Here is a 15,527-nt window from a genome sequence, read left to right as displayed (position 1 = left end):
GAGCGAAATAAGGGTGGGGGCTGGCAAGGGGGCGGACACTCCGGTGCGCCGACGTTGCGACGCGTTATGGCCTCAAGGATACCGCGCCGTGACGACCGTATGCAAACGGCGCTGACGTCGGGTCAGGATTTTCCGTCCTCTTCCCTGGCCTTGAACTGTTTCAGCACGGCGAAGGGCGAGATTTCGGCGGGTTCCTCCGGCTGGACGAACTCCGCGCCCGGCTTCCGGGGGAACGGGTCGAGCTGCAGCGCCAGCTGTTCGACGGCGTACTGACCCAGGTCGATTCGACCGTCTTCGATCACGTCCGGAGAATCGTCGTCCAGGGTGATCTCCATCTCCTCGGTCCCCAGCGCGGGGTCGCTCGGCGTCTCGACCAGGTCGATGGAGAACCGCTCGTCCACCTGAACCGGCAGCGGCTCCAGGGTGATGCCGCAGGTCTGTTCCAGCGTGGCCCGCACACGACCGCTCAGGGTCCAGCCGATATGGGCGGGCGCGACCTTGATGTCGGCCTCGAACGACGCCAGCGACGCCAGATCCAGCGCCTTGACGATCCGCTTCACGGCGTCCGCTTCGGGGACCAGATGGCGCTCGATCCCGGCGCCGATCTCGTTGATTCGAATGACGTCGCTGAAGGGCAGACGATGATCGGGGTTCATGCCTTGACCTCCGGCCAGACGGGCGCGGTCAGGACCGCGTCGATCGGCTGGCTCGCCAGACCCTCGCGCGCCGCCAGACCATAGGCCGCCAGGCCCTGCCCGCGCGCCGCGTCCTCGGTCGCATAGACGTTCCGCGCCAGGCCCTCGGCCAGCTCGGCGGCGTCGCCGGCGCGCAGAGGCGCTTCGTAGGTGGTCATCCGGCCATACAGGCTCTCGCCCAGCTTCCGCATCTTCTTAGCCATGGTCACGTCGTTCACGCCCAGTTCGCGCAGGGTGTTGTCCAGCGCCGAAACATAGGTGTCGAACAGGTTCTGCGCCGCTTCGGAGCCCTTTTCGGCGTCATAGCCCGCCTCGTCGCGCAGGCGCAGGATCAGCAGCAGCACATGCAGGGTGTAGAGCTCGAACCGGGCGTCGATCTCGTCGGTCACGCCAAGGGCGGTGTAGAATCCCGGATCGCGCGCCTGCTCGACGGCCGCCGAATACAGCGGCAGCCCCATGCGTTCTGCGGATCGGGTTCGGAACAGGTTCTTCAGCATCGGTAGACGGCCCCTTTTCCGCCGCGCCGTTGAACTAGGCGTCAGGTCCGGTTAGGTCAAAGACCTTGTTTCGTCCCAGGCGCTCGTCCCCATGAATAAGACCGTCGTCCGTCTCGCCGTTCTGGCCGCTCTCGCGCCGATGGCCGTGGCCTGCGCCCCCGTCGTGGGCAACCACGGCTTCCAGGTGATCGACGTCAATCCGAAGGACGTCGTGGTCGGCACCGACACCAAGTCGACCGTTTTGGCCCAGCTCGGTTCGCCCTCGGCGGTTTCGACCTTCGAGAACAACATCTGGTACTACATCTCCCAGACGACGGAGCGGTACACCTACAATCGCCCGCAGGTGTCCCAGCGCACCGTTACCGCCATCACCTTCAACGAGGGCGACGACAAGGTCACCGAGGTCCGCAACCTTGACCTGTCCGACGGCCAGCAGATCGCCATGGAGCGTCGCGAGACCCCGACGCGCGGTCGTCAGCTGACGGTTCTCGAACAGCTCCTCGGCAACGTCGGCCGCGGCCAGCTGCCCCGCACCTACGAGGACGTCCCCGGCCAGCGCCGCCCGGACTGAGGATTTCGATACCGCACAGCAAAAGGCCCGGAGAGCGATCCCCGGGCCTTTTTCTTCGTCTCCTCCCCGTCGCGCAGCGATGGGGAGGTGGCTCGTAGCGAAGCGAAGAGACGGAGGGGTTCTTTCTGCGTGCAGCCAGAGCCCCTCCACCGCTTCGCGGTCCCCCTCCCCATTCGCCAAGCGAACAGGGAGGAGACGCTTGGTCTTACCCGATCGACCCGCTCGCCAGCACCGCCAGCAGCAGCAGGGCCACGATGTTGGTGATCTTGATCATCGGGTTCACGGCCGGACCGGAGGTATCCTTGTAGGGATCGCCCACCGTGTCGCCGGTGACGGCGGCCTTGTGCGCTTCCGAGCCCTTGCCGTGGACGACGCCGTTCTTGTCGGTGAAGCCCTCTTCGATGACCTTCTTGGCGTTGTCCCAGGCGCCGCCGCCCGAGGTCATGGAGATGGCCACGAACAGGCCGGTCACGATCACGCCCATCAGCATGGCGCCGAGGGCCGCGAACGCATTGGCCTTGTCCGAGATGAACAGGACCGCAACGAACAGGACGATCGGCGACAGCACCGGCAGCAGCGACGGCACGATCATCTCGCGGATCGCCGCCCGGGTCAGGATATCCACGGCCTTGCCGTATTCCGGCTTGGTCTGGAAGGTCATGATGCCGGGGTTCTCACGGAACTGACGACGCACCTCGGCCACGACCGATTCGGCCGCACGCCCCACCGCCATCATCGACATGCCGCCGAACAGGAAGGGCAGCAGCCCCCCGAACAGCAGACCCACGACGACATAGGGGTTGGTCAGGTCGAAGGCGACCACGCCCATGTTGGCGAAGAACGGGTAGTCCGCCGGGTTGGAGGCGAAATACTGCAGGTCCGAGGTGTAGGCGGCGAACAGCACCAGGGCGCCGAGGCCCGCCGAACCGATAGCGTAGCCCTTGGTCACGGCCTTGGTCGTGTTGCCCACGGCGTCCAGCGCATCGGTCGAATGACGCACTTCCGAAGGCAGGCCCGCCATCTCGGCGATGCCGCCGGCGTTGTCGGTGACCGGACCGAAGGCGTCCAGCGCCACGATCATCCCCGCCACGCCCAGCATGGTCGTGGTGGCGATGGCGATGCCGAACAGGCCGGCCAGCTGGAAGCTGACCACGATGCCGACGATGATGACGATGGCCGGAAGCGCGGTTGCCTCCAGCGACACGGCCAGACCCTGGATCACATTGGTGCCGTGGCCTGAGACCGAGGCGTTGGCGACCGACCGCACCGGGCGGAAGTTCGAGCCGGTGTAGTATTCGGTGATGACCACGATGGCGGCGGTGACGGCCAGACCGACCAGACCCGACCAGAACAGGTTCATCGGCTCGATCTGCAATCCGCCGGTCGTCACGACCGGACCGGTCACCAGCGTCGTGATGACGTACCAGACCGCTCCGACCGACAGCACGCCGGTCACGATCAGCCCCTGATACAGGGCGCCCATGATGTTGTTCGACTTGCCGAGGCGGACGAAGAACGACCCGATGATCGAGGTCACGATGCAGATGCCGCAGATGGCCAGCGGCAGCAGCATCATCACGTCTACGTAGGGCTGGCCGCGGAAGAAGATGGCCGCCAGCACCATGGTGGCGACCGTGGTCACCGCATAGGTCTCGAACAGGTCGGCGGCCATGCCGGCGCAGTCGCCGACGTTGTCGCCCACGTTGTCGGCGATGGTGGCGGCGTTGCGGGGATCATCCTCGGGGATGCCGGCCTCGACCTTGCCCACCATGTCGCCGCCCACGTCGGCGCCCTTGGTGAAGATGCCGCCGCCCAGACGGGCGAAGATGGAGATCAGCGAGGCGCCGAAGCCCAGAGCCACCAGACCGTCGATGACCTCGCGGCCCGTCGATTCCAGGCCAAGCACCTCGGTCAGCACGGCGTAGTAGCCGGCCACGCCCAGAAGCGCGCCGCCCGCCACGAACATGCCGGTGATGGCGCCCGAGCGGAACGCGAGGTCCAGCCCCTTGGACAGGCTCTGCGAAGCCGCCTGGGCCGTCCGGACGTTGGCGCGGACCGAGATCAGCATGCCGGCGAACCCGGCCAGGCCCGACAGGACCGCGCCGATCAGGAAGCCGATGGCCGCGTACTGGCCGATCAGCAGCCAGGCCGCGATCAGGATGACCACACCGACCATGCCGATGGTGGTGTATTGCCGCTTCAGATAGGCCGAGGCGCCTTCCTGAATGGCGGCGGCGATTTCTCGCATCTTGTCGTTGCCGGTGTCGGCTTTCATCAGGGACGCGGTCTGGACGAGCCCGTAAAGGACCCCCAGCGCGCCCGCGGCTATCACTAGCCACAGATAGTTCGTCATTGGCGTTTCCATACCTAATGCATTAGGCGCGCGGACCCTTGGCGCGGCGGGCCTTTTGGCCTCTGTCCGCCTTCCGGTCCCCCCGAGCGCAGAATGGACGCAAAGGCGCGTCCCGCGGGATTGCGGCTAAAGCTTGCCCCCTGCATCGTGAGGACGCAACCGGCGTTTTTTCAGGTGGGAGGCTGAACAGCGAAGCTCTGATAACGCCTCAAACCGCGCTCAAGCAGAGAGCGACCGCGTCGCGAGCGGTAGTGCCCCTTAAGAAGCCACCACGCCCGTGCGACGGCGGGGCGTCTGCAGGGCGACCTGGACGCTGGCGATCGAACCGGGACCGGCGATGGACGGCGCGATCCGCATCATGGCGGCGCACAGGGCCGGCGCGTCGACCTGGGTCCAGTCATTGGCCAGGACGAACGGCGTCCGGTGCGCGGCGCGAACCAGAGCGTCCCGGAAATAGGGTTCCTTGGCGCGCATCTGTTCCGGCGTGAAGCTTCCGCCCAGGGTCAGGCTGATGGTCACGAAGACATAGTTGCGGATGCGACCGCCCGAGATGATCGGCAGACCGACGCCCGCGATATTGGCGGTCACCGCCCCGCCGCCGCCCGACGGCGCTTCCGACGCCGAGGCGCTGGTGGCGACGGCGGTTCCGGCCAGGGCCAGGGTTCCGAGGGCGAAGAGGTCTCTACGGCGCATGACGCGGTTATCGCGCGGAGCGGTTGAGATTCCGTTGCTTCCCTTGGCGCCTTGGGCAGGGATGATGGCGTCAGTCGTGCGTCCAGCCGGGTTTGCGGATATCGACGGGCTTGCCGAGATGGGTCGCGCTCACGCCCCGCCCCGCCTCGACCGTTCCGACGCGCGTCAGGCGCAGCAGCAGCCGGTCCGCCTCCCGCTTCAGGTTTCCCTCGTCCGCCGGATGGGCCGTGAACAGCAGCTCGTAGTCGTCCCCGCCGGTCGCCAGTTGCTCCAGCGCCGCCTCGGGGTCGATGCGCGTTTCGAACCAGGCCATGGCCGCCGCCGACTTCGGCAACAGCTCCAGTTGCACCGAGGCCGCCACCCCGCTGGCGTCGGCGATGTGGGCCAGATCGGCGATCAGCCCGTCCGACACGTCCATGATGGCGGTCGCATAGCCCTGCACCGCCTGCCCGTAGGCCAGACGCGGCACGGGCCGGCGATAGTGTTCGGCCAACGCCTCCAGCCGCTCTTCCTCCAGCTTCAGATGCCCCTGCGCCGCCTTCAGCCCCAGATATCCGTCGCCGATGGTCCCGGTCACATACACCCCATGCCCGGGCTTGGCCCCGCCGCGCGTGACCGACCCGGTCTTGGGCGCCCAACCCATCATCGTCGCCGAGAAGGACGCCGGACCCGGCGTCAGCACCGTGTCCCCGCCCAGCAGGTGGATGCCGAACTCCTTCTGATCCGCCGCCAGCCCCTCGGCGAACGCCTCCCGCTCCGGCCAGCCGCAGCGCGGCGACCAGTGACAGGCCAGCAGGTATCCAAAGGGCTCGCAGCCTTTGGCCGCCAGATCCGACAGGTTCACCCGCAACAGCTTCTGCGCCACCGTATCCAGCGGATCGTCCGGCAGGAAATGCACGCCCTCGACGATCGCGTCCTTGGTCAGGACCAGGTCGTAACCCGGCCGCGTGGGCATCACGGCGACGTCGTCCCTCAGCCCCCAGGCATGGTCCGGATGGGCCAGGGGGGCGAAGAGCTTCCGGATGGTCTCGAACTCGCCGGCGGCGTCGACGCCCGCCACGGATCAGGCTTTCGGGCGAACGTCGCGGGCCACGCCGTCCAGGGCGGCGTTGACGAATTTGGCCTCGGCCTCGTCGAAGAAGGCCTTCGCCAGCTCGACATATTCGTCGATGACGATCTCCTTGGGCACATCGGCTTTGTGCATCAGCTCCCACGCGCCACAGCGCAGCAGGGCGCGCAGGGTCGCGTCGATCCGCTCCAGACGCCAGTTCGACGCCAGACGCGCCTTCACGGCCGCGTCGATGTCCTTCTGGTCGGTGATCACGCCGCGCACGACGTCGGCGAAATAGGCCTCATCGGCCTCGGCCAGCGGTTCGCCCTCGATGTCGGCGTCGAAGCGATGGTTCGAGAACTCGGTGATGACGGTCTCGACGCCCTCCCCGGCCAGTTCCATCTGGTACAGGGCCTGGACGGCGGCCAGACGCGCCACGGTGCGCGCGCGGCGCTGGCGGCTCGTCAGCTGCGGTTCGGCCTGGGCACGCTCGTTCTCGGCCAGCTGGGCCAGGACGGCTTGAATGCTATTCGGTTCGGTCATTCCCCGAGCCCTACGCGCAACCGCTTCTTCAAGGCAATGAGGTCCATGCAGGCCTTGGCCGCGCCGCCGCCCTTGTCGCCCTCGGACATCCGGGCGCGGGCCCAGGCCTGATCCTCGTCCTCGACGGTCAGGACGCCGTTGCCGATACACAGTCCCTGGACGCCCAGGGCCATGATCCCGGCCGCCGATTGATCCGACACGATCTCGAAATGATAGGTCTCGCCGCGGATCACGCAGCCCAGGGCGACATAGCCGTCATAGCGCGGCGCCGTCGGATATTTCCCGGCCTGCTCGGCCAGGGCGATCAGCGGCGGGATCTCCAGCGCGCCCGGCACGGTGACGACGTCGAACTGAACGCCTTGCGCGCGCAGTGCGTCCTTCGCGCCTTCCAGAAGCGCGTCGGCCAATTCGTCATAGAAGCGCGCCTCGACGATGAGGACGCGGGTGGGATCGCTCAGGATTGTTCTTCTCCGTGCATGTCGCACCAGCCGGTGATGCGCAGGCCGTAGCCTTCGATGGCGGCGGGTTCGGGGCGGGTCTTGGACATGACGATCATGTCGCGCACGCCCAGATCCAGCAGGATCTGCGCGCCCACGCCGTAGTTTCGCAAGCTGCGGTCCACCGCACCCGGCTTGTCCGCCCCGGCCAGACGCTCGGCCAGACCCTGCAGCGTCGGATCGCGCAGGAAGACCACGACGCCCGCGCCGTCATGGTCGGTGATCGCCTTCAGGGCGTCGGGAATATAGCTCTGCCGCTCCTCGACATGGCCCAGCAGGTCGGCGGCGAAGTCCACCTGATGCATGCGCACCAGCGTCGGCTTGTCCGGATCGATCTTGCCGTGGACCAGGGCGACGTGCTCGGCGCCCTCGATCATGTTCCGGTATAGCATCATGCGGAACGGGCCGCCGTGGACGCTCTCGAAGGGCTGGTCCATGACCCGCTCGACGAACCGCTCGGTGCGGCGGCGATAGGCGATCAGGTCGGCGATGGTGCCGATCTTCAGCCCGTGCAGCTGGGCGAAGGAGATCAGGTCCGGCATCCGGGCCATCTCGCCGTCGTCCTTGATGATCTCGCAGATGACGCCCGACGGGTTCAGACCGGCCATCCGGCTGATGTCCACGGCCGCCTCGGTATGGCCCGCGCGGACCAGAACCCCGCCGTCGCGCGCGACCAGCGGGAAGATGTGGCCGGGCGAGACGATGTCGTCCATGCCCTTCGACGCATCCGTAGCCACCTGGATGGTGCGCGAACGGTCGGCGGCCGAGATGCCGGTCGTCACGCCTTCCCTGGCCTCGATCGAGACGGTGAAGGCGGTCTTCATGCTCTCGCGGTTGTCGGCGGCCATGGGCGGCAGACGCAGTTGCTGCGCCCGCTCGGCCGTCAGGGCCAGGCAGACCAGTCCCCTCGCCTGCCGGATCATGAAGTTGATCTGGTCCGGCGTCGCGAACTGGGCCGGAATGATGATGTCGCCCTCGTTCTCCCGGTCCTCGGCGTCCACCAGGATGTAGGGACGGCCGTTGCGGGCATCCTCCAGGATGTCCTCGATCGGGCTGATCGGGCTGTCGAACATGTCTTTGGCGAGGGCGATCGTGTTGGTCATCACGCGGTCTCCTGCCACCGCGCGAGGTATCTGGCCAGCATGTCGATCTCCAGATTGACCGTATCGCCGACCTGCAAGCGCCCCAGCGTCGTCGCTTCCCAGGTGTGGGGAATGATGTTCAGGCCGAACTGGCGGCCTTCCACGCTGTTCACCGTCAGGGACACCCCGTCCACGGTGATCGAGCCCTTGGCGGCGATGAAACGGTGCAGCGGCGCCGGCGCCTCGATGACGATCCGGTGCGACCCGCCCTCCGGCGTGATCGATACGACCGTGCCCAGCCCATCGACATGGCCCGACACGATATGGCCGCCCAGCTCGTCCCCGACCTTGGTCGCGCGCTCCAGATTGACCGGCGTGCCCGCCGCCCACGATCCCAGCGTCGTCTTGTCCAGCGTCTCGCCCGACACCTCGACCGCGAACCAGCCGTCAGCCTTTTCGACAACCGTCAGGCAGACGCCCGCATGGCTGATCGAAGCGCCCAGGTCGATGCCCGACACGTCCCAGGCCGTCTCGACCTCATAGCGACGGTCGCGATCCGTCTGCGCGACCGAGCGAACCCGGCCGATGTCGGTGATAATTCCGGTGAACATGTCAGCCCGCCGTCCCGAAAAGTGGGCTGCGGTTTTCGGATAGGACGGCGGGAAACATTAGATGACCTTCTCGTAGCGTTCCCACAGGTCGTCACCCATGGGCTCCGCCGCAAGTCTCCGATAGCGCGGCGCGTGCGCGAGGCGCGCCAGAGCCAGCGCGGCCACGCCCGGACGCCCGTCTCCGCCCAGCAGAATCGGCGCCCGGAACCACTCGATCGCATCGACCAGACCGGCCGTGATGAAGGAGGCGGCCACCCGGCCGCCGCCCTCGATCATCAGCGATTTCACGCCCCGCGCGCTCAGGGTCTCCAGCACGGCCTCGACCGTGGGGCGGCCCTGCGCATCGCCCGCGACCCGCACGACCTCGGCCGTCCCGATCTGCATCGGGTCCTTCGTGGTCAGGATCAGGGTCCCCGCCTTGGCCAGGCGCGCGAACGACGGCGTCCGCAACCGACTGTCTAGAATGACCCGCAGCGGGTCCGGGCCCGTCTCGCCCTCGGGCAGGCGGGTGTTCAGGCGCGGATCGTCGGCCAGCACCGTCTCGACCCCCACCAGCACGGCGTCGTGCACGGCCCTCAGCCGGTGGCCCTGGGCCCGCGATTCCGGCCCGGTGATCCACTGGCTCTCGCCCGTCGACGTGCCGATCCGCCCGTCCAGCGACGTGGCGACCTTCCAGGTAATCTTGGGTCTCATATCAGCGGCCCGACGGTCCGTGGTCGTCGTCCAGCCCCTCGTCGCCGAGGAATTTGGCGAAGTCGCCCGTGTGGCGGAAGTCCTTGTAGACCGAGGCGTAGCGGACGTAGGCCACCTCATCCACGCTCTTCAGCCCCTTCATGATGAAGTCGCCGACGATGCTGGACGGGATCTCGGTCTCGCCCAGGCTCTCCAGCTGGCGCACGATCCGGCTGACCAGCTGTTCGATCTGCTCCGGCTGGATCGGGCGTTTGCGCAGCGCGATGGCCAGCGACCGTTCCAGCTTGTCGCGGTCGAAGGGCGTGCGCCGTCCGTTCCGCTTCAGGATCACCAGTTCGCGCAGCTGCACCCGCTCGAACGTCGTGAAGCGCCCGTTGCAGTTCGGGCAGGACCGGCGACGACGGATGGCCGCGCCGTCGTCCGACGGGCGGCTGTCCTTCACCTGGCTGTCCGGGTTCCCGCAGAAGGGGCACTTCATCGTCGTGTCTTATCCGTAGATCGGGAAGCGGGCGGTCAGGTTGCGGACCTGTCCGGCGACCTCGGCCACCACGGCCGGATCGGCCTCGTCCCCGCCGTTCATCGAGGAGACGACGTCGGCGATCCAGTGACCGATCTGCTTGAACTCCTCCTCGCGGAAGCCGCGCGTCGTGCCCGCCGGCGTGCCCAGGCGAACGCCCGAGGTGACGGTGAACGGCGCGGTGTCGAACGGCACGCCGTTCTTGTTGCAGGTCATCAGGGCGTGTTCGAGCTGCAGCTCCGTCGCCTTGCCGGTCACGCCCTTGGGACGCAGATCGACCAGCATCAGGTGGCTGTCGGTGCCGCCCGAGACGATGGCCAGGCCGCGCTCGACCAGAACGCCTGCCAGGGCCTGGGCGTTGGCCACGACCTGTTTCGCATAGAGCTTGAACTCGGGCTTCAGCGCCTCGCCGAAGGCCACGGCCTTGGCGGCGATGACATGCTCCAGCGGCCCGCCCTGCAGGCCCGGGAAGACGGCCGAGTTGATCTTCTTGCCCAGCTCGATGTCGTTGCTGAGGATCATGCCGCCGCGCGGTCCGCGCAGGGTCTTGTGCGTCGTCGTCGTCACGACATGAGCGTGCGGCACCGGGTTCGGATAGACGCCGCCCGCGATCAGACCCGCATAGTGGGCCATGTCCACCATCAGGTACGCGCCCACGCTGTCGGCGATCTCGCGGAAACGGGCGAAATCGATGTGGCGGCTATAGGCCGAAGCGCCGGCCACGATCAGCTTGGGCTTCTCGGTGCGGGCCATCTCGGCGACGTGGTCGTAGTCGATCAGGTGATCGTCCTCGTTGACCTTGTAGGTCACCGGCCGGAACCACTTGCCCGACTGGTTGGCGGGGCTGCCGTGCGTCAGGTGCCCGCCGCAGGCCAGGTCCATGCCCAGGAAGGTGTCGCCGGGCTGCAGCAAGGCGAAGAAGACCGCCTGGTTGGCCTGGGCGCCCGAGTGCGGCTGGACGTTGGCGAAGGCCGCGCCGAACAGCGCCTTGGCCCGCTCGCGCGCCAGGTTCTCGGTGATGTCGACGTACTCGCAGCCGCCATAGTAGCGACGACCCGGATAGCCCTCTGCGTATTTGTTGGTCAGGACCGTGCCTTGCGCGTCCAGCACCGCCCTGGAGACGATGTTCTCGGACGCGATCAGCTCGATCTGTTCCTGCTGGCGATGCAGCTCACCGGTGACGCCGGCGAAGACCTCGGGATCGGCCTCGGCCAGACCCTTGGAGAAATAGGCGTCGTGGATGAAGGGAGCGGTCACGGGCAGGTCCGGGCTGACGGAATGGAGAGGCGGCCTATCTAGTCCCCGCGCCCGTTCACCACAACATCTTGTGTCACTGCGCCGCCAACAACCGCTTGAGCTTGGCTATGGCCAAACGTTCGACGGCCTTGGGCTCATGCGCCGGCCCGACCGCCGTCGCCTCCGTCCCGGTCGCGACATGGACGGCGGTGACCTTCAGATAGGTCCCGTTCCGGATCGCCTCGACGATGACTTCGCCGAGATCGTCCATCGTCACGCCGCCCCAATCTTAAGCAGCGGACGGCATCCGCGCGACGTTACAGTGCGACCACAGGCGGTCCATCGCCTCGACCAGGGCGTCCATCATGTCGTCGGTGTGGTTCGGCGACGGAGTGAAGCGCAGGCGCTCGGTCCCCTTGGGCACGGTCGGATAGTTGATCGGCTGGACATAGACGCCGAAGTCTTCCAGCAGCATGTCCGAGATCATCTTGGTGTGGACCGGATCGCCCACGAAGACCGGCACGATATGGCTTTCGCTCGGCATCACCGGGATCCCGGCGGCGGCGAAACGGTCCTTCAGGGCCTGGGCGCGCTCCTGATGGGCGACGCGCAGTTCCGGATGGGTCTTCAGGTGACGCACCGAGGCCAAGGCCCCCGCCGTCAGGGCCGGCGGCAGCGACGTCGTGAAGATGAAGCCCGAGGCCCAGCTGCGAACCGCATCCACGATCACCGCGTCGGCGGCGATGTAGCCGCCCATGACGCCGATGGCCTTGCCCAGGGTGCATTCGACGATGTCGATGCCGTCCAGCACCCCGTCCCGCTCGGCCACGCCGGCGCCCGTCGCGCCGTACAGGCCCACGGCGTGAACCTCGTCCAGGTAGGTCAGGGCGTTGTATTTCTTGGCCAGTGCAATCGTCCCGGCCAGGTCGGCGATGTCGCCGTCCATGGAATAGACGCTCTCGAACGCGATCAGCTTGGGCGCATCGGCGGGCGCGGCGGCCAGCAGTTGTTCCAGATGCGTCAGGTCGTTGTGCAGGAAGACGTGCCGCTCGCAGCCGCCGTTCCGGATCCCCGCGATCATCGAGGCGTGGTTCAGGCTGTCCGAGAAGATGATCAGCCCCGGCAGGATGCGCTGCAGGGTCGTCAGCGTCGCCTCGTTGGCCACATAGCCCGAGGTGAACAGAAGCGCGGCGTCCTTCTGGTGCCAGGAGGCCAGTTCAGCCTCCAGGTCCACGGCCGAACGCGTCGTACCCGAGATGTTGCGCGTGCCGCCGGCCCCGGCGCCCGCCGTATCCAGCTCGGCCTTCATCGCATCCAGAACGACCGGATGCTGACCCATGCCCAGGTAGTCGTTGGAGCACCAGATGACGACGTCCTGCTCGGACCCGTCCTCGCGGCGACGCACCGCCTTGGGAAACTGACCGCGCACGCGCTTCAGGTCGGCGAAGACGCGATAGCGCCCCTCGCCCTTCACCTGGTCGACGGCGGTCTGGAATGCGGCCTTGTAGTCGTACAACCTTGGAGCTCTTTCGGGCCTCCGGCCAAAGCCGGGAAAAGTTGGCGGCGTAATGCGCCGATTGGCCCCGTCTGTCCACGCACAGGCAAGGACAAAACGCCGCAAACCCTTAATTGATAGCGGTTCTCAAGAGCGTTCGGGGCGCGATTAGGCCGCCGCCCAGCCCCTCACCCGCTCTTCCAGAACGCCCAGCGGCACGGCCCCTGCGGCCAGCACCACCTCGTGGAAGCCCTTGATGTCGAAGCGGTCGCCCAGGGCCGCTCGCGCCTCGTCGCGCAGACCCAGCACCTTCAGCTGCCCCACCTTGTAGCTGGTCGCCTGGCCGGGCCAGCAGATGTAGCGCTCGACCTCGCGCTGGATGTTCAGCGCCGACATCATGGAGTTATCGGTGAAGTACTGGATGGCCTGTTCGCGGGTCCAGCGACGGGTGTGGACGCCGGTGTCGACCACCATCCGGATGGCCCGCCACAGCTCCAGCGACAGCCGGCCGAAGTCCGAATAGGGATCGCCATAGAACCCCATCTCCTTGGCCAGCTTCTCGGTGTAGAGCGCCCAGCCCTCGATATAGGCGCCGTAGAAGCCGTGCTTGCGGAACATGGGCAGGCCCTGCTGTTCCTGGGCGCGCGCAATCTGGAAATGGTGGCCCGGAGCGGCCTCGTGATAGGTGATGGCCTCGTTCTGGATCTTCGACACCTGCGTCATGTCCGACAGGTTGACGTAGTAGATGCCGGGTCGCGATCCGTCGGCCGACGGCGGGTTGTAGAAGGCGACCGGGGCGGTGTCCTGACGCCATTCCTCGACCGCGCGAACCTCCAGCGCGGCCTGCGGCAACTGGCTGAACCACTGCGGCGCCGTCTCCATCGCCTGGGCGACATAGACGCGGGCGTCCGACAGGAACTGTTCGCGACCTTCGGCCGTGTTCGGATACTGGTACTGAGGGTCTTCTCGCAGGACGACGAAGAACTCCTGCAGCGTCCCCTCGAACCCGACCTGCGCCTTGATCACCTCCATCTCGGCGTGCAGGCGCGCGACCTCGGACAGACCCGTCTCGTGGATCCAGTCGGCCGTGTCGTCGGTCGAGTTGTAGAACTTCAGCTGCGACGCATAGTAGGCTGCGCTGTTTGGCAGGGCCCAGGCGCCGTCGCTACGCTCCTGGGTCGCCCCCACCCGCTCGACCTCTCCGATCAGTCGGTCGTAGCCGCGCTTGAACGGCCCGGTCAGGGCGGCCCGGCCATTGCCCAGAAGCTCGGTCTTCTCGCCCTCGGGAATCGACAGGGCGTTCACCTTGGCCTGGAAATCGGCCCACAGCGGCGTGTCCTCGCCGTCGCCGAACGGGGCGCCGGTGATCACGTTCCGGGCGTCGCGCACGACCGGCGCATAGACGAAGGCCGGAGGCTTCAGCCCGTCGGCGGCGCGAGCGGCGAAATCCTCGGCCACCTCCGTCATCACCCGCTCGACCGCCTCCAGACGCGAGACATAGGCCCGGGCGTCGTCGGCGCTGTCCACCTTGTGGGCGTTGATCAGCATGACCGGAATACTGCCCAGCACGCTGCCGTTGGTGGACACCAGATACTGATGCCGACGCCAGCGCAGTTGCTCGCGCTGCTGCTCCACCCCGTCGCGGAACAGGCGCAGCGACAGCCTGCCCTGATCCGACAGGGCCGCCTGGCCGAACCGCGCCTCGATGTCCGCCAGTTGCCGCTCGGACAGGGCCAGGGCCGCCTCGGCCTCCCCGGCGGTATAGTCGTCCAACTCGCCGTAGCGGTCCTTGATCCCCAGCTGGGTCAGGGTCTCGGGCGACCGGTGCGCGCTCTCCAGGAAAGCCGCGTCCAGCGCCTCGACCAGGGCCGCGTCCTCGGCGGTCGGCGCGTCATCGGGAGAGAACGCCGTGCGGGCGAAGGCGGCGGGCGCGACGGCCGACAGGCCGAGGCCCATCAACACCGAACGACGATCGAACATCAGCGGTCTCCAGATTTCAGACGAAGCCTAGCCCGCGCGCTCGCGGATGGCATCCCACCGGTTGTCGCACCGATCAGCGCGGCAATTCGTCCAGCTTCCCGCGCAGCATCTGCAGGATGGCCGAGAAGTCCCGACCGCCGTACCCCAGACCGTCGAACATCTGGAACAGGGCCTCCGTCTGCGCGCCCAGCGGCGTCGAGGCGCCCGACTTGGCCGCCGCGTCCTGGGCCAGCTTCAGGTCTTTCAGCATCATGGCCGTGGCGAAACCGCCGTCATAGTTGCGGTTGGACGGCGCGGTCGGCACCGGCCCGGGCCACGGATAGTAGGTCGTCGTGGACCAGCTCTGACCCGACGACTTGGCGACGATGTCGAACATCTTCACCGGATCCAGACCCAGCTTCTCCGCCAGACCGATGGCCTCGCACGTCCCCAGCATGGTGATGCCCAGGATCATGTTGTTGCAGATCTTGGCCGCCTGCCCCGCCCCGTGATCGCCGGCGCGGAAGGTCGCCCGGCTCATCGGCTCCAGCGCCGCCTCGATCCGCGCGAAATCGCCTTCGTCGCAGCCGACCATGAAGGCCAGGGTCCCGGCGTCCGCCGCCATCGTCCCGCCCGAGACCGGCGCGTCAGCGAAGGCGTAGCCCGCCTCCTTGGCCAGCCCCGCCACCTTCCGCGCCGTGTCCACGTCGATGGTCGAGCAGTCGAGAAGCAGGGCCGAGGACGGCGCGACCCCGATGATCTGTTCCGAATAGACCTTCAGCACATGCGGTCCGGCCGGCAGCATGGTGATGACCACCTCGGCGTCGCGCACGGCTTCCGACACCGACCCGACGGGCGTACAGCCCGCCCCCTTGGCCCGGTCCAGCGCCGCCGCCGAAAGGTCGAAGGCCGAAACCGCATGGCCCGCCTTCGCCTGGTTCGCGGCCATGCCGCCGCCCATGTTGCCCAGGCCGATGAAGGCGATTTTCGTGGCGGTCATGACGGCGTTTCCCTTGGAGCGTTCTCGTTGACGC

At 67.3% G+C, this 15,527-nt stretch carries 17 protein-coding genes; 1 reads left to right on the top strand and 16 read right to left on the bottom strand.

The annotated features are described in order from the left end of the window. Positions 1 to 122: 122 nt before the first annotated feature. Together ACETK8_RS10380 and ACETK8_RS10375 are read right to left on the bottom strand one after the other, a co-directional pair. Complete coding sequence (locus tag ACETK8_RS10380; RefSeq protein ID WP_374035967.1) at positions 123 to 656, bottom strand: YceD family protein; 534 nt, start codon at positions 654 to 656, stop codon at positions 123 to 125. Continuing rightward, the gene (locus ACETK8_RS10375; RefSeq protein WP_374035966.1) at positions 653 to 1,192 is read right to left on the bottom strand and encodes a ubiquinol-cytochrome C chaperone family protein; all 540 of its coding nucleotides are present in this window, start codon (positions 1,190 to 1,192) and stop codon (positions 653 to 655) included. The genes ACETK8_RS10380 and ACETK8_RS10375 overlap by 4 nt, the downstream gene beginning before the upstream one ends. Positions 1,193 to 1,283: 91 nt before the next feature. Between ACETK8_RS10375 and ACETK8_RS10370 the strand changes: the two genes are divergently transcribed. Then, complete coding sequence (locus ACETK8_RS10370; protein ID WP_374035965.1) at positions 1,284 to 1,763, top strand: outer membrane protein assembly factor BamE; 480 nt, start codon at positions 1,284 to 1,286, stop codon at positions 1,761 to 1,763. Positions 1,764 to 1,968: 205 nt separating this feature from the next. On the opposite strand, the gene ACETK8_RS10365 is transcribed toward ACETK8_RS10370, so the two are convergent. The 14 genes from ACETK8_RS10365 to mmsB form a co-directional block, all read right to left on the bottom strand. Next, positions 1,969 to 4,116: a sodium-translocating pyrophosphatase gene (locus ACETK8_RS10365; RefSeq protein WP_374035964.1), complete on the bottom strand. Its 2,148-nt coding sequence runs from the start codon at positions 4,114 to 4,116 to the stop codon at positions 1,969 to 1,971. A 258-nt stretch (positions 4,117 to 4,374) separates the two neighbouring features. After that, positions 4,375 to 4,809 carry a hypothetical protein gene (locus ACETK8_RS10360; RefSeq protein WP_374035963.1) on the bottom strand — a complete coding sequence of 145 codons (435 nt, stop codon included), beginning with the start codon at positions 4,807 to 4,809 and terminating at the stop codon, positions 4,375 to 4,377. Between the two features lie 70 nt (positions 4,810 to 4,879). Next, positions 4,880 to 5,869, bottom strand: coding sequence for a thiamine-phosphate kinase (gene thiL, locus ACETK8_RS10355; RefSeq protein ID WP_374035962.1), 990 nt, complete (start codon positions 5,867 to 5,869; stop codon positions 4,880 to 4,882). A 3-nt stretch (positions 5,870 to 5,872) separates the two neighbouring features. Beyond that, a complete protein-coding gene (gene nusB / locus ACETK8_RS10350) occupies positions 5,873 to 6,403 on the bottom strand; it encodes a transcription antitermination factor NusB (RefSeq protein WP_374035961.1) in 531 nt (176 codons plus the stop codon). Continuing rightward, a complete protein-coding gene (gene ribH / locus ACETK8_RS10345; protein WP_374039388.1) occupies positions 6,400 to 6,861 on the bottom strand; it encodes a 6,7-dimethyl-8-ribityllumazine synthase in 462 nt (153 codons plus the stop codon). Before ribH ends, nusB begins: the two co-directional genes overlap by 4 nt. Then, complete coding sequence (gene ribB / locus ACETK8_RS10340; RefSeq protein WP_374035960.1) at positions 6,858 to 8,003, bottom strand: 3,4-dihydroxy-2-butanone-4-phosphate synthase; 1,146 nt, start codon at positions 8,001 to 8,003, stop codon at positions 6,858 to 6,860. The genes ribH and ribB overlap by 4 nt, the downstream gene beginning before the upstream one ends. Beyond that, complete coding sequence (locus ACETK8_RS10335; RefSeq protein ID WP_374035959.1) at positions 8,003 to 8,593, bottom strand: riboflavin synthase; 591 nt, start codon at positions 8,591 to 8,593, stop codon at positions 8,003 to 8,005. The genes ribB and ACETK8_RS10335 overlap by 1 nt, the downstream gene beginning before the upstream one ends. Before the next feature lie 57 nt (positions 8,594 to 8,650). Further along, positions 8,651 to 9,286: a RibD family protein gene (locus ACETK8_RS10330; protein ID WP_374035958.1), complete on the bottom strand. Its 636-nt coding sequence runs from the start codon at positions 9,284 to 9,286 to the stop codon at positions 8,651 to 8,653. Position 9,287: 1 nt separating this feature from the next. Beyond that, positions 9,288 to 9,764, bottom strand: a complete 477-nt coding sequence (gene nrdR / locus ACETK8_RS10325; RefSeq protein ID WP_374035957.1) for a transcriptional regulator NrdR — start codon at positions 9,762 to 9,764, stop codon at positions 9,288 to 9,290. A 9-nt stretch (positions 9,765 to 9,773) separates the two neighbouring features. Then, complete coding sequence (glyA, locus tag ACETK8_RS10320; protein ID WP_374035956.1) at positions 9,774 to 11,060, bottom strand: serine hydroxymethyltransferase; 1,287 nt, start codon at positions 11,058 to 11,060, stop codon at positions 9,774 to 9,776. Positions 11,061 to 11,133: 73 nt separating this feature from the next. Further along, a complete protein-coding gene (locus tag ACETK8_RS10315) occupies positions 11,134 to 11,310 on the bottom strand; it encodes a DUF6898 family protein (RefSeq protein ID WP_374035955.1) in 177 nt (58 codons plus the stop codon). 18 nt (positions 11,311 to 11,328) lie between these two features. Beyond that, entirely contained in the window at positions 11,329 to 12,555 is a 1,227-nt protein-coding gene (hemA, locus tag ACETK8_RS10310; RefSeq protein ID WP_374035954.1) for a 5-aminolevulinate synthase, read from the bottom strand. A 147-nt stretch (positions 12,556 to 12,702) separates the two neighbouring features. Then, complete coding sequence (locus ACETK8_RS10305) at positions 12,703 to 14,514, bottom strand: DUF885 domain-containing protein (protein ID WP_374035953.1); 1,812 nt, start codon at positions 14,512 to 14,514, stop codon at positions 12,703 to 12,705. 73 nt (positions 14,515 to 14,587) lie between these two features. Continuing rightward, the gene (gene mmsB, locus ACETK8_RS10300; protein WP_374035952.1) at positions 14,588 to 15,493 is read right to left on the bottom strand and encodes a 3-hydroxyisobutyrate dehydrogenase; all 906 of its coding nucleotides are present in this window, start codon (positions 15,491 to 15,493) and stop codon (positions 14,588 to 14,590) included. Between the last annotated feature and the right edge of the window lie 34 nt (positions 15,494 to 15,527).

The sequence above is a fragment of the Brevundimonas staleyi genome (assembly GCF_041893865.1).
Taxonomy (GTDB): domain Bacteria; phylum Pseudomonadota; class Alphaproteobacteria; order Caulobacterales; family Caulobacteraceae; genus Brevundimonas; species Brevundimonas staleyi.
The sequence above is the reverse complement of the archived record's forward strand: the minus strand, read 5'-3'. Positions and strand labels throughout refer to the sequence as shown.